At 69.5% G+C, this 12,777-nt stretch carries 13 protein-coding genes; 4 read left to right on the top strand and 9 right to left on the bottom strand.

Annotated features, from left to right (window positions below; translation table 11 throughout):
* Positions 1 to 5: 5 nt before the first annotated feature.
* From BLT27_RS04720 to BLT27_RS04745, 6 genes are all read right to left on the bottom strand, one after another.
* Positions 6 to 659: a type 1 glutamine amidotransferase gene (locus BLT27_RS04720; RefSeq protein WP_089731887.1), complete on the bottom strand. Its 654-nt coding sequence runs from the start codon at positions 657 to 659 to the stop codon at positions 6 to 8.
* Positions 660 to 662: 3 nt separating this feature from the next.
* Positions 663 to 1,082, bottom strand: coding sequence for a CopG family ribbon-helix-helix protein (locus BLT27_RS04725; protein ID WP_089731888.1), 420 nt, complete (start codon positions 1,080 to 1,082; stop codon positions 663 to 665).
* 60 nt (positions 1,083 to 1,142) lie between these two features.
* Complete coding sequence (locus BLT27_RS04730; RefSeq protein ID WP_089731889.1) at positions 1,143 to 4,529, bottom strand: tetratricopeptide repeat protein; 3,387 nt, start codon at positions 4,527 to 4,529, stop codon at positions 1,143 to 1,145.
* A 453-nt stretch (positions 4,530 to 4,982) separates the two neighbouring features.
* Positions 4,983 to 5,612, bottom strand: a complete 630-nt coding sequence (locus BLT27_RS04735) for a ribulose-1-phosphate aldolase (protein WP_089731890.1) — start codon at positions 5,610 to 5,612, stop codon at positions 4,983 to 4,985.
* Positions 5,609 to 6,310, bottom strand: a complete 702-nt coding sequence (locus BLT27_RS04740) for a ribulose-1,5-bisphosphate 5-phosphatase (protein WP_089731891.1) — start codon at positions 6,308 to 6,310, stop codon at positions 5,609 to 5,611. The genes BLT27_RS04735 and BLT27_RS04740 overlap by 4 nt, the downstream gene beginning before the upstream one ends.
* Before the next feature lie 45 nt (positions 6,311 to 6,355).
* The gene (locus BLT27_RS04745) at positions 6,356 to 6,871 is read right to left on the bottom strand and encodes a hypothetical protein (RefSeq protein ID WP_089731892.1); all 516 of its coding nucleotides are present in this window, start codon (positions 6,869 to 6,871) and stop codon (positions 6,356 to 6,358) included.
* A gap of 115 nt (positions 6,872 to 6,986) precedes the next feature.
* On the opposite strand from BLT27_RS04745, the gene gfo6 reads away from it, so the two are divergent.
* The 3 genes from gfo6 (at position 6,987) to BLT27_RS04760 (ending at position 10,337) form a co-directional block, all read left to right on the top strand.
* On the top strand, positions 6,987 to 8,057 hold the full coding sequence (gfo6, locus tag BLT27_RS04750; RefSeq protein ID WP_089731893.1) for a D-xylose 1-dehydrogenase Gfo6: 1,071 nt from the start codon (positions 6,987 to 6,989) through the stop codon (positions 8,055 to 8,057).
* A gap of 314 nt (positions 8,058 to 8,371) precedes the next feature.
* The gene (locus BLT27_RS04755; RefSeq protein ID WP_089731894.1) at positions 8,372 to 9,406 is read left to right on the top strand and encodes a transcription initiation factor IIB; all 1,035 of its coding nucleotides are present in this window, start codon (positions 8,372 to 8,374) and stop codon (positions 9,404 to 9,406) included.
* A gap of 103 nt (positions 9,407 to 9,509) precedes the next feature.
* Positions 9,510 to 10,337: a TrmB family transcriptional regulator gene (locus BLT27_RS04760; RefSeq protein WP_089731895.1), complete on the top strand. Its 828-nt coding sequence runs from the start codon at positions 9,510 to 9,512 to the stop codon at positions 10,335 to 10,337.
* Between the two features lie 27 nt (positions 10,338 to 10,364).
* On the opposite strand, the gene BLT27_RS04765 is transcribed toward BLT27_RS04760, so the two are convergent.
* Positions 10,365 to 10,811 (bottom strand): hypothetical protein, encoded by a 447-nt coding sequence (locus BLT27_RS04765; RefSeq protein ID WP_089731896.1) that lies wholly within the window; start codon positions 10,809 to 10,811, stop codon positions 10,365 to 10,367.
* Between the two features lie 291 nt (positions 10,812 to 11,102).
* On the opposite strand from BLT27_RS04765, the gene BLT27_RS04770 reads away from it, so the two are divergent.
* Positions 11,103 to 11,459 carry a hypothetical protein gene (locus BLT27_RS04770; protein WP_089731897.1) on the top strand — a complete coding sequence of 119 codons (357 nt, stop codon included), beginning with the start codon at positions 11,103 to 11,105 and terminating at the stop codon, positions 11,457 to 11,459.
* An 18-nt stretch (positions 11,460 to 11,477) separates the two neighbouring features.
* Here BLT27_RS04770 and BLT27_RS04775 read toward each other — a convergent pair whose 3' ends face one another.
* Positions 11,478 to 12,191 (bottom strand): 5-formyltetrahydrofolate cyclo-ligase, encoded by a 714-nt coding sequence (locus tag BLT27_RS04775; RefSeq protein ID WP_089731898.1) that lies wholly within the window; start codon positions 12,189 to 12,191, stop codon positions 11,478 to 11,480.
* Positions 12,192 to 12,421: 230 nt separating this feature from the next.
* Positions 12,422 to 12,661: a DUF8028 family protein gene (locus BLT27_RS04780; protein WP_089731899.1), complete on the bottom strand. Its 240-nt coding sequence runs from the start codon at positions 12,659 to 12,661 to the stop codon at positions 12,422 to 12,424.
* Between the last annotated feature and the right edge of the window lie 116 nt (positions 12,662 to 12,777).

Below are 12,777 nucleotides of genomic sequence, written 5' to 3' on the forward strand. Positions count from 1 at the left end.
CCGGCTCAGGCCGACCGCTCGGCGGCGAGTCGCAGGAAGTTCTCGTACACCCGCGTCGCGTCGACGCCGTCGAACCCGTGGTCGCCGTCTTCCCAGCCGAAGTCGGCCACGAGGCGGTCACGGTACTCGGCGGTGAACTCGGGGTGGAACTGCACCGTCCACAGCGGCGCGTCGCGGTGTCGCGTGCCGAAGACGCGGCAGTGGCCGGCGGACGCGACGACGTCGAGCCCGTCGCCCGGCTCGGTGACGGCGTCGCCGTGGACGGCGGGGACGACGGGGGCGACGCCGTCGAACAGCGGGTCGTCGCCGAACTCGACGTCGACCAGCGTCGCCGTGGTCCCGACGTGTTCGACCGTGCCCCCGAGGGCAGCGTTGACGAGCTGGTGGCCGAAGCAGACGGCGAGTGTCGGTATCTCGCGTTCGACCAGCTCCGCGACGAGCGCCATCTCGTCGTCCATCCAGGGGTGCTCGTCGGCCTCGTACACGCCCGCGGTGCTCCCGGTGAGAACGACCGCGTCGACGCCGTCGAGCGTCGGTGTGTCGCCGTCCGGGTAGCGCGCGACGACCGGCTCGTCGAACTGGGCGAGCAGCGCCTCCTCGTGGTACTCGGCGTCGGGGTCGACCTCGTTCCGGACGACGAGGACGGTCTGGTCCGCCATCGTCTACGCGATACTGCCGACGTCGTCGATGGGCATCACCGAGTAGTCGACCGAGAGGATGTCCTTCGTGGCGCGGATCTTCCCGACGAACGTCGAGATGTCGGTGAGGCTCCCCTCGAGGATGAACAGCTCCATGCAGTAGTGGTCGCCGACGTGGTTGTGGACGTTCGAGGCGACGAGGTTCTCGTACTCGTGGCGGAGGTTCATCATCCGGTGTTCGACCTTCGAGGACTCGTAGTCGAACAGCACGGTGATGACACCGATGAGCTCCCTCTCCTCCAGTTTCTTGTCCTCGAACTCCCCGAGCAGGTTCCGGGAGGCCTCGCGGACGACCTCGCTCCGGCCCGTGTAGCCGTGTTCGTCCGCGAACTGGTCGATTCGTTCGAGCAACTCCTCCGGCATGGAGACGCTGACGACTGTCATGTATTAACGGATTCGTCCAGATATATTAAGAAGTTCGTATCAGCCGGCGCTCAGGCGGACTCAGTTATTAGCCTCGAGGGCGTCCCGCCGGTCCCGGTAGGTGGCTGCCGTCTCGTCGGCCCCGGTGCGTTCGCAGACCTCGCTGAGTTCGTCGAGCGTCTCCCGCAGGTACGCGGACGCACCGATGGCCTCGTACTGGTCGACTGCCGCCTCGTACGCGTCCCGTGCCTGCTCGTACTCGCCGGCGGCCTCGAGCGCGCGGGCGTGCCAGCGGCGGGCCCTCGCCAGTCCGGGTGACCGGTCGAGCGACTCCAGCGTCTCCACGGCGTCGCCGAGTATCTCGGTCGCCTCGACGGCGTCACCACCCGCGAGTACGAGCAGGCCGCGGTGTGCCCGTGCGAGTGCGCGGTCCCGTTCGTCGCCGACCTCCGCGACGAGTTCGTCGCAGGTCTCGAGCAGCCGCGCCGACTTCTCGAACGCGCCCCGTTCACGGTGGGTCGCCGCCAGCCCGCGCAGGGCGCGGCACTCGTGATACCGGAGCTCCTCCTTGCGTGCGATATCGAGCGCCTCCGCCAGGTGTGTGGCCGACTCGTCGAGTGCGCCGCGCCAGCGGAGCGCGTTCCCGAGCGCCCTGTTGGCGTTCGACTCGTGTTTCGCGACGCCGAGGCGCTGAGCCTCCTCGACTGCACCGCGGAGCCGCCCGACGGCTTCGTCGAGTGAACCGCGGTCCCTGGCTGCGATACCGAGGTTGATGCTGGTGCTGACCGCCTTCCCCCGGGCGCCGATCTCGCGGTACTGTCGATAGCTGGCCTCGAAGAACTCGACGGCGTTGGCGAGGTCGCCCCGTTCCCACTGGACGATTCCGAGGTGGTTCAGCACCTCCGACTCGGTGCGCTTCGACTCCACCTCGTCGAAGATGGAGAGCGCGTCCCGGAGTCGGCGTTCCGCCTCGTCGATGTCGCCCTGGTACCACGCGAGGAGTCCGAGACCGTTCAGCACCGAGGCCTCGCCCTTCCGGTCGTCGACCTCGCGGACGAGCTCGAGCGACTCCTCGGCCAGCTCGCGGGACCGGTCGAACTCGCCCTTGGACTCCGCGATGATGCTCTGGACCTCCAGGCTCCGGGCCCGTAGCACCGCCTGCTGCCGGGTCGACGCCGTCGTTTCGGCCACCGTCTCGATCCGCTCGCACTCCTGGCGGGCGGCGTCGAAATCCCCCGCGTCGACGTACATCTGCGCGCGGCCCACGAGGGCGTGTCGCCGACACCACGTCGAGCAGGATTCGGGGAGCCCCAGCTCGGTGTACTTGGGGTGGCCGTACAGCGGCGCGAGGTTGGGTGAGTCCCGGCCGAGTTCGAACACCCGGTCGACGACCACGTCCCGCCAGTGGTCGGGGCTGTCGTCGAACGCGTCGACCGTCGGCGCGTCCCCCTGCCGGTAGCGGACGACCTCGCTCCGCAGCGACGGCTCGGTCACGAGTCGGAACAACGGGTTGACCGCCGCGGCGAAGATGCGATGCGCGCTCGCGTCCTCGCGTTCGTCGACGAGGTACGTGAGGAAACTGTGTGACCAGGCGTCGTGGACCGCCGCGACCCCGTCCTCGTGCGGGAACAGCACCTTGCCCTGGAGTGCCGTCACTGCCCGCTCGACCGCGCGGGGTTCGGGCCCGTCGTCGTCCAGGGCGAGCGCGTCGAGCAGGTCCCGTTCGACGGGGAGACCGCCTGCGTTCAGCACGTTCACGAGTGTCGCGACCACGAGCACTGCCGGGTCGTCCGCGACGTCGTCGTACACGTCGCGGACGTTCCGCGACAGTGGACTCGCCGTCCGCCGGTCACCCTCCACGGCGATGTCGGCCGCGTTCCCGTAGCGGTGTGCCAGCGTCAGCAGCTCTCCGGCACCGTCGCTTCCCGTGGCCTGTGGCGGCCTCGCGGAGTCGCCTGCCAGGTCCTCGTCGTCAACGAACTCCTCGAGCGGAGGTATGGGGCCGTCGACGATGCTCGCGACGTGGTCGTGCAGTCGTACACGTTCCTGGTCGTCCAGGTCGGGGACCTGCACGGTCTCGACGCCGCCCTGTCGGAGCGACTCCCGACGCGGGTCGAGCGGCTCCGGGGGTGACGACCACTCCGACTGCCGTGCGTCGAACAGGAACGCGATGTCGTCGTCGGCCTGCTCCAGGGCTTCGAAGACGGCGTTGGCCGCGGGCCGGACGGCGTCCTCCACGACTACGAGTGGCGTGCCGGGTGCCTCGTCGAGCGACGCGGCGAGCCGCAGCGGGTCGTCGAGCACGGCGGCGCTGTCGCTCTCGCGATAGCAGACGGGACCGTTGCCACGTTCGCGCCAGCGACAGGCGGCCGCCTTGCAGACCGTGCTCTTCCCCGCACCGGGCGGCCCGACGACCGCCAGGTTCCCGCCCGTCGCGAGCGCGTCGACGAGGTCGACGGCGAACTCGCGCCGCTGGCCGTCGACGACGTGCTCGCGGTCGAGCGTCCGGCCCGCGGCGACCGCCCCGAGCGTCGGTGTCGTCCGCAGCATGGCACCCGGCGACCTGTCGTCGTCGTGTGCGAGCGTGCGCTCGTCGACCGGCACGAACCCCTGGCTCCGGAGGACGGCCTTGCTCGCCTCGTCCCACCTTGGCACATCGGCCGCGGCGCCGACGAGGGAGCTGACGCCGGTCTTCCGGTCGACCGACGGGGTCTCGGCGGCGTCGAAGACGGTCGTCGCCCAGCTGGTCGCCGCCTCCGTCGCCGCCACGTCGGCGACCGCGTGGATGGACCCACCCTCCTCGTAGATCGTCACGAACACGCGGCTGGCGTCCGGTGCCTCCACGAGGAACACGCCGAGCCGTGTCGGCACGTCGTCGCTCGTCTCGACCCGAACCTCCGCGGTGTCGTCCGGGCCGAACGTCGTCGGCGCGACCGAGCGCATCGTCTCGTGGACCCCCTCGTCGACGGCGAGTGCGACGGCGGCACCGTCGTCGACGAGCGAACGGAGCGTGCTGACGGTCCGGTCGTCGGTGACCGAGGGCCACACCCCTCGCACCGCGGTCGCGTCTTCGAGCGCCGAGCGCAGTCGCCCGACCAGCTCGAACGGGTCGGCCTCGGCGACCGTCTCGACGGTCGCGTCGGCGAGGACGGCCGGTTCGAGCGGGGTATCCCCCGGCAGTGGCGCGAGCGCGTCGGCGTGTCGCTGGACGGCGTCGAGCGCCGTTACCTGATCGCGGTACTCCTGGAGGGCGAGCGAACCAGTGGTGGTCCGGACGTAGCCGTCGTCGGCACGTTCGACCCAGCCTGCGTCCTCGAGCTCGCGGAGGGCCCGGTTGACGGTCGAACGGGAGACGTCGAGCTCGTCACAGAGATCCCGCACGTGATGTCCGCCCCTCCCGAGATGCCCCAGCACCTGTCGCCGTCGGTCGAGGAGCTCGACCGCCGAAGCGACGTCGTCGGGACTCATGTATCGTCAGGAATGATTTGTCAGGGGTGTTATTAAAACTCACGTCGTGAGACGCTGTGTCAGTCGGTGAGTTGACCGTGTATGCACCCGTCCACCCAAGTGGGATCAGTGGAACCATCGGTCACGTCGACGTGATGGGGGATACGGAGGGTCGAGACGCTCGGCCCGCCCACGTCGGCGCCCGGGGGGACGCCGGCGTGGCTGCACGCCGCTGGTCCTGACACGCCGCCGGGTCCTTGCCCGGGACCTCGGCGGTTTCGCCGACGGAGTGGGTTCGTGCCTGCCCGCTCCCGTCGGTCGTACGGTTTCGGACGCCACCGGCCCCTTGCCCAGGCCGCCGGTGGTTCGCGACGGGCGGGGTTCGTGCCCACCGCCGCCCGTCAACCGAAGCTTTCTGTCCCTGCGACGACTCGGCCTCCCGACGCACGGCGTCCGTGACAGCGTTCGCCGCCGCTACTGCCCGTAGGATTCGAACTTCTCCTCGACGACGCCGAGCTGGGCGTCGCTCAGCTCCTGTGGCTCGCCGTTCCCGCGTGCCTGCAGGTACACCTGCGAGAGGTTCTCGACGTGACCGGTGTTCTCGACGGCGGACGGCAGGTCCTCGCCGGTCACGACGAGCCCGTGGTTCTCGACGAAGCAGGCCCGGGAGTCGGCCTCGTCCATCGCGTCGACGATGTTCCGGGCGAGCTCCTCGGTCCCGTACGGCGCGTACTCCGCGACCGGCACCTCGCGGCCGACCGCGACGATCATGTAGTGCACCGGCGGCAGCGGCTCGTGGAGCACCGACATCGTCGTCGACCACGTCGAGTGCGTGTGGACGACCGCACCGGTGTCGAGGAACCGGTAGAGGTGGCGGTGCATCGGCACCTCGCTCGACGGTTTCATCTCGCCGGCGACCTGCTCGCCCTCCAGGTCGACGACCGGGACATCGTCCGCGTCGAACCCGTCGTACGGGACGCCGGTCGGCGTGACAGCGAAGGCGTCGCCCTCGCGGACGCTCAGGTTCCCGGTCCGACCCGGAGTGAGGTCCGCGAGTTCGGGTGCCCAGTCGACGACCGCCTGTCGTTGCTGTTCGTGGCTCATGCCGCGACCACCGCCGCGATGTCGCCGAAGTCGTCGACGTGGTGGTCCGGGTGGCGTCGGCTCTCGAGCTCCGTCTCGTCGGAGTTGAACAGTACCGTCGTCAGACCGACGGCGTTGCCGCCCTCGATGTCGGCGGTGACCGAATCGCCGACCATGACGACCTCGCTCGGCCGCAGGTCGAGCTGGGAGAGCGGGAGCGTGAACATGATCGAGGCCGGCTTCTCCGAGCCAGCCTCCTCGCTGGTGACGACGAGGTCGATGCTACCCTCGATACCCAGGTGCTGTATCTTCTTGAGCTGGATCCGGGTGGTGAGGTTGCTCACGATGGCGATGTCGAGCCCCGCCTCGCCGATGGCGTCGAACGTCTCGACGACGCCGTCGAACAGCTCCATCTCGTCGATGTACGCGTCCCAGTAGGCTTCGCCGAGCTCGAGCGCGTGGCGGGACTTGTGGGTGCCCGTGTGAATCTCGATGAGGCGTTTGAAGTAGAGGAAGCGCTCGTGGGCCGACGCGGTGCCGGCGAGCTCGCGTTTCACCTCCCTGCGAGCTTCCTGGTAGCGCGCCTCGAACGCCCCGCGGTCTAGCTCGTAGCCGAGGTCGTTCGCCCGTCGCCAGGCCGTCCGCTTCCCGGCCTCGTTACAGGGCTGGTACGGGTACAGCGTGTTGTCGAGGTCGAAGAAGACCGCACTGAAGTCCATGGTACCCCGAAACGTGGGGGCGGCGCTACATTACGCTGTTCATCCTCAGCCCCCCGGTCTGGCGACCATCGCGTACAGCCAGAGCGCGTAGAAGAACCCGTAGAACCCTGAGACACCGGGGATCGCGGTCGCGAGCCTGACCGGGACGGCGACGAGCAGTCCGAACGGTCGAGCGACCGTCGGGAGCGCTCGCGCGGTCTCGACCATCGACGCGGTGTCGCTGTGGCTGGGGAAGGCGGTGAGGGCGAGCGTCCCACCGACCCAGACGAGGAGCGGCCACACCGGCGTGCCGGCCAGGGCGACCGCACCGACGAACGCGGCGAGTGCGAGCGTCGTGTTGACCACCAGCGGGGCGAGTGCGACGGCGGTGTCCGCCGGGAACGACTCGATGGGTTCGTGGTCGACGTACGCGTCGCTCGCCAGCGGGTTGAGGTACGCACTCCCGTGGACTGGCACCCCGAGCAACCGGCACGCCAGCTCGTGAGCGAACTCGTGGGCGACGATACCGGGTGCGAGGAGGGCGGTCACGACGATGTTGGCTCCGGTGGCGACGTGGGACACGCTTCTCGTCCCGGCAGTGGGGCCGGCGGGCGAAAACGGTTGCCCTCGCCGACGGGGGTCCCGTCAGTCACGCCGAAGTCCGGGGAGTTACGGTCGTCGCCGTGGACGGTCGACCATGGAGTTCGACGGATACCTCGGCACGGACGAACGCGACTGGGAGGCCACCGCCGACGGCACGCTCCGGGTCGCCATCGTCGGCCTCGGCTGGTGGTCGCGCGAACGCGTCCTGCCGGCGCTGGCGAACCTGGAGAACTGTACCGCGACGGTCGGCGTCAGCGGGTCGTCGGCCAAGCGCGAACGGGCCGTCGCCGACTGGCCGTCGGTCGAGCACGGGCTCTCCTACGACGAGTTCGCCGCCGGCGAGGCGGTCGACGCCTACGACGCGGTGTACGTCTGCACGCCGAACGCGCTGCACCTGCCACACGTCGAGACGGCGGCCGAGTTCGGGAAGGCCGTCCTCTGCGAGAAGCCGATGGAGGCGTCGGTCGAGCGCGCGGAGCGACTCGTCGCGGCCTGCGAGGACGTGCCACTGATGGTCGGCTACCGGATGCAGACCGACCGTGCGGCGCGGTCGGTGCGCCAGCTGGTGCGCGAGGGCGTCGTCGGCGACCCGGTGACCGTTCACGGCCACATGTCACAGCCCATCGCCGAGATGTTCGACGACCCGTCGCACTGGCGACTGGACCCCGACCTCGCGGGCCCCGGGGCGTCCGTCACCGACCTGGGCGTCTACCCCATCAACACCAGCCGGTTCGTGCTGGACGCGGACCCCGAAGCCGTGACCGCTGCGACGTGGTCCGGTGGGGGCGAGTGGTTCGAACGCGTGCCCGACGAGCGCGCGGGCTTCCAGCTCGCGTTCCCCGACGGGGTCACCGCGCTGTGTTCCGTCTCGCAGAACGCGTACAAGACCGCCGAGTTCCGCGTCGTCGGCACTGCCGGCGAGATACGGATGCGGCCGGGCTTCTTCGGTGCTCAGGAGAACGAGCTGTTCCTCTCGACCCCGGCGGGCGAGACCAGTGTGACGTACGAGCCGGCCGACCAGATGCGCGAACTGTTCTGCTTCTTCGCGGACCGCGTGCTGGGTGAGAAGGCCATCCCGGCGGACGGCGAGCACGGACTCGTCGACATGCGTGTCGTCGAGGCGGTGTACGACGCGGCCGAGGACGGGACTCGTCACCAGTTCTGAGACGGATCTCGGGAGTGGGGGGCTTCGGTACCTAACGTGTAGCGGTGTACGACGAAGTGGGCGGCGAGAGAGATCCCCATCCGTGACCCTGGAGACGACGTCTGCGCGTTCTCCCCGCCGACCACAGACTGGGACGTTCGTCGTAGTCACCGGGCGTGCGTCTCGGCGGTTCGACCGCCAGAACCACCGTACTGCACGGCAATCGAGGGCGCGCATCTATTTCCTACTATCGTAGTAGCTGGGTAGAAACTATTAACATAGTACACCACATAGCTGGAGGTACACGAGCATCCGAGCCGCTCGATGGTTCACCAATGACCGAACCGAAACAGACGCTGAAGACGACCGAGAGTCGAACGCCGTCGCGGGACAGACGGCGTAGCAGAGCAGGTGGCACGAGTCGGGCCGAGGAGGCCGAGCGCACGCAGGACGAGCGCACGGTCTGCCCCGAGTGCGGCACCGACGCCATCACCGACGACGAGCACGGCGAGACCGTCTGTGGCGACTGCGGGATGGTCCTCGAGGAGGACCTGGTCGACCACGGCCCCGAGTGGCGTGCCTTCGACAGCCGGGAGAAGAACCAGAAGTCGCGTGTCGGTGCCCCGACGACGCAGATGCTCCACGACAAGGGGCTCTCGTCGGTCATCGACTGGCAGAACAAGGACGCCTACGGCTCCGCGCTCTCCTCGCGCAAGCGCCAGAAGATGCAGCGCCTGCGCACCTGGGACGAGCGCTTCCGCGCCCAGAGCGCCCAGGACCGCAACCTCAAGCAGGCGCTCGGCGAGGTCACCCGGATGGCCAGCGCGCTCGACCTCCCGGACAACGTCCAGGAGACCGCGTCGGTCATCTACCGCCGTGCGCTCGAGGACGACCTCCTGCCGGGCCGCTCCATCGAGGCGATGGCGACGGCGTCACTGTACGCCGCCGCCCGACAGGCGAACGTGCCCCGGAGCCTCGACGAGTTCGCACCGGTCAGCCGAGTCGAACGTCGGGAGTTCGCTCGCGCGTACCGGTACATCGTCAAGGAGCTCGACCTCGCGCTCGAGCCCGCGGACCCGCTCGACTACCTGCCGCGGTTCTGCTCCGAGCTCTCGGTGCCCAACGAACTGAAGCACCGGGCCGAGGAGCTGCTGGAGGCCGGCAAGCGCCAGAGTGTCCACAGCGGCAAGTCGCCCGTCGGGCTCGCGGCGGCGGCCATCTACGCCGCCTCGCTGCTGACCGACGAGAAGCTCACCCAGCGCGAGATCGGCGACGCCGCCGACGTGAGCGAGGTCACCATCCGGAACCGCTACAAGGAGCTCCTCCAGGCGGACGAGGAGTTCCAGCAGACCCCCCAGGCGACGGCGTGATGGCCTCGAAACCCCCAGTCCACCGCGGGCACGGCAGCGGCCGTCGCGAGGGCGAACGACTAAACGACTCCCCACCGAACCAGGGCCAACGACCTGACCGAGCATGACAGACACCGACGCGGGGTCGACCGACGACATCGTCGCTGAGACGGTCGAACTCCTCAAATCGTTCGAACTGACCGAGTACGAGGCGAAGTGCTTCGTCGCACTCGCCCGCATCGGACAGGGCACCGCGAAGGAGGCCAGCGAGGTCGCCGATGTCCCACAGGCACGGGTGTACGACTGCATGGAGACGCTTCAGGACCGCGGTCTCGTGGATGTCCAGCAGTCCAAGCCGCGCCAGTACCGGGGAAGCGACTCCGACGACGCACTCGACACCATCGAGCGGCGCGTCGACCGGAAGCTCGAGCGCCTCCAGGAGCTACTCCCCCAGCTCCGCGAGGGTGAACGCGGCGACGACGGCGGAGAGATATGGGTCACCGACGGGAGCGACGAGGTCGCCGAGCGGATGGCGACCCTCGTCGAGGCCACCACCGACGAGGTGATGCTCGCTGTCGCCGCCCTCGACCTCCTGACGGACGACCTGCTGGACGCACTCGCGGCCGCGGCCGACGCCGGCGTCGACGTCACCGTCGGCTCCCCGGACGGGACCATTCGCGAGCGCGTCACCGAGCGCGTCGCGGACGCGACCGTCGTCGAGACGTGGACCTGGTGGGAGACGGTCCCCATCCGGAACGGCGCGGTGTCGAGTGTCCTGATGACCGACGGCGAGGCGCTGCTGGTGAGCGCGGACGCGCCGACGGAGCTCCCGAGCGTTCGCACGCACCGGGCCGTCTGGACGGACAGCGGCGAGGCACCGCTCGTCGGGATGATGCGGCCGCTGCTCGCGAACGCGATTCGCGGCGAGGTCGAGGGAACGGCCGCAGTGTAGGAGGGCGGGTCGAGACGGCCGGCCAGCTCAGTTCGCGGCGACCCGACGGAGGTTCTTCACGAGGTCCGGACGCTGTTCGACGAGCACGTCGAGCAGCTGCCCGGCACGCTCCCGATGGAAGTCAGCAGCACGCAGGTCGTCGGCGTCCGCGTAGTGGCGGGCCACGCCGAACAGCCCGGTGACGAGTAACACCACGTCCGAGGCGTCGAAACGGGCGGTGAACTGGTCGTGGGGGAGCGCCTCCACACGGGCGGTCAGGGATTCGACGCGCATCCTGACGGCATCGACCACGTACGCGCCGGTGTCGGTCGTCCGGTCGGAGTCCTCGAGATACCCGAGCGCGGAGCGGGCCGCACGGAGGAGCTGTTCGTCCACGTCGACGGCGACGGTCTCGCCGGTGAGAGGTCGCGGCTCGAGCGACGGGGAGAGTCTCGCCGGGTCGTCTACCGTTCGGGTGCGGGAAGCGGGTGCCATGGGTCGGACGGCTACTGCTCGTGACGCCGACAGCATATAACGGCCAGACCGTTGCCGTGAGTTCGGTTCGATTCACGGTTCCGAAGTGGAAAACTACGTTTCACTGTCGGGTCGGAACGCTTTGCGAGCGGACGAGCGCCTTCGAGATGTTTTACCCCGCAGCCTCAGCCGGTCTCGTAATCTCACGGCCGCCAGCTCGGCACCCTCGGCCACAGCCACCCCTCGCAACGGCGCAACCGTCGCTTGAAGCGGCCGTACCATTCATGGTCGCCCCCGGACACGCTACACCGGATGGGACAGGAGTCGATCTTCACGACCGAGTCGGTCGAACCGACGCAGCGAGACAGCGTCTTCGCGAGCAGTTCGGACGCCGCCCGGACCGACCGGAACCCCGGACGCGAGGGGGGAAGCGACGTGAATCCGGTAGTCGACCAGCACGCGCCGTTCGACCGTCGGTTCGACGCCGCGACGACCGCCCTCGGACTCGCACCGACGACGCTCGACTTCGAGACGCCGACCGTCACCCGGATGCGTATCGAGTCGGCCGCCCGCGAGGCGACCGGCGAGACCGAGGCCGTCGTCGAAGCCGCGCGCGAGTTCCTCCTCGGCGTGGTCGCCGAGCCGTCGGCCTATCCGCTCGGGCGCTGAGCGGCGGCCGGCCGGAACTCACTGAACCTCCTCTTGGAGTCGTTGCAGCACCGGTATCTCGTCGACACGTTCCGCGGGGAGCGCCCGCCAGTCGATGCCGGACGGTCGTCGGCCGTCCCGGGCCGGCCGGAGCGTCCGCTCGGGCGTCACGACCAGGTCCATCGGCACGTCGTGCTCGCCGTGTGGGAGGCTCTCGCCCCGGACCTGTCGCTCGTGGACGGTCGTGGCGACGGTCGTCTCGGCGTCGACCCGGTCGAACTCCGCCAGAACCCCGAACTCCAGGTCGCTGTAGCCCTCACCCTTCCCGATTCGTGCGCCGTCCTCGGAGACCGCGACGCTCCCGCTGACGACGAGGTCGACGTGCGGGAGTTCGTCGGGGGCGACCGCGACGCCGGCGTCCCCCAGTCCGCCGACCGTGGTCGCGTCGTCGATGTCCGTGACGGTCTCGGGGTCCAGCTCGACGAAGCACCGCTCGTCGCGGAGCCGCGGGACCGCGACGAAGAGCGTCTTGCCGGCCCGGAGCGCCGCCCGACGGACCGGGAGCTGTGGCGCGTCCGGATTCGCCTTCACCGTCCGGGCAGCCTGCCACTCGTCGGTCTCCGTCAGTCGGTCCGCCGCCGCGTCGGCGCCCGCGAAGTTCGGGATCCGGTAGTGCGGTGGGTACGGGAACCGCGCCGTCCCGCTCTCCTCGAGGTCGTCCCAGACCTGCTGGCGTATCTGCTCCTTCTCCATCGGGCCGGAGTTGGAGCCGTGACCTGAAAAGGACTCGCGGCCGCACCGCCGACTGCTGGTCGGACTGTGTGGCGTAGCCCGGCGGGCAGGCCGACGTAGTGGGGTGGTGGAGGGGAAAGGTGGCGGAGGGGAGCGGTGGTGTGGGGGGATGGAGGGGAACGCTGGTGTGGGCCGAGGTGGCAGGCAGGGAGCGCGGTGTGGGTGGGTTCGGTGTGGGATGCCGGTGGACCTTACGCGCCCGCGGCGTCGTCGGGGCCGTGACCGTGGCCGACGACGAGCGCGAGCGCGTTCAGGGCCAGCAGGACGAGGAACGCCCCTGCGCCGTCCGCACTCCCGAGCCCCGACGCGAGCAGCGGCAGGTGGACGAACGGGAGGACGACTGCCAGCCAGAAGCTGCCCTTTCGAACGGGCGCGAGCAGTGACTGGGTGTCGATGCGTCGGTCGTGGGTGTCGGGGAGTGCGGTGGACATCAGGGGCACCTCGTCGGCATCAACGCCTTGAACGGACACCACCATATAACGGGTCGAGCGTTCGGGTTATTTCCCTGCGTTTTACCACCTGCTGTTTCGTTTTGCCGTTCTTCGAG

Source organism: Haloarchaeobius iranensis (assembly GCF_900103505.1).
In the GTDB taxonomy this organism is placed as follows: domain Archaea; phylum Halobacteriota; class Halobacteria; order Halobacteriales; family Natrialbaceae; genus Haloarchaeobius; species Haloarchaeobius iranensis.

Coding starts and splice junctions, on each gene's coding strand:
- BLT27_RS04720 (WP_089731887.1), bottom strand. CDS start 659: ATGGCGGACCAGACCGTCCTCGTCGTCCGGAACGAGGTCGACCCCGAC.
- BLT27_RS04725 (WP_089731888.1), bottom strand. CDS start 1,082: ATGACAGTCGTCAGCGTCTCCATGCCGGAGGAGTTGCTCGAACGAATC.
- BLT27_RS04730 (WP_089731889.1), bottom strand. CDS start 4,529: ATGAGTCCCGACGACGTCGCTTCGGCGGTCGAGCTCCTCGACCGACGG.
- BLT27_RS04735 (WP_089731890.1), bottom strand. CDS start 5,612: ATGAGCCACGAACAGCAACGACAGGCGGTCGTCGACTGGGCACCCGAA.
- BLT27_RS04740 (WP_089731891.1), bottom strand. CDS start 6,310: ATGGACTTCAGTGCGGTCTTCTTCGACCTCGACAACACGCTGTACCCG.
- gfo6 (WP_089731893.1), top strand. CDS start 6,987: ATGGAGTTCGACGGATACCTCGGCACGGACGAACGCGACTGGGAGGCC.
- BLT27_RS04755 (WP_089731894.1), top strand. CDS start 8,372: ATGACCGAACCGAAACAGACGCTGAAGACGACCGAGAGTCGAACGCCG.
- BLT27_RS04760 (WP_089731895.1), top strand. CDS start 9,510: ATGACAGACACCGACGCGGGGTCGACCGACGACATCGTCGCTGAGACG.
- BLT27_RS04765 (WP_089731896.1), bottom strand. CDS start 10,811: ATGGCACCCGCTTCCCGCACCCGAACGGTAGACGACCCGGCGAGACTC.
- BLT27_RS04770 (WP_089731897.1), top strand. CDS start 11,103: ATGGGACAGGAGTCGATCTTCACGACCGAGTCGGTCGAACCGACGCAG.
- BLT27_RS04775 (WP_089731898.1), bottom strand. CDS start 12,191: ATGGAGAAGGAGCAGATACGCCAGCAGGTCTGGGACGACCTCGAGGAG.
- BLT27_RS04780 (WP_089731899.1), bottom strand. CDS start 12,661: ATGTCCACCGCACTCCCCGACACCCACGACCGACGCATCGACACCCAG.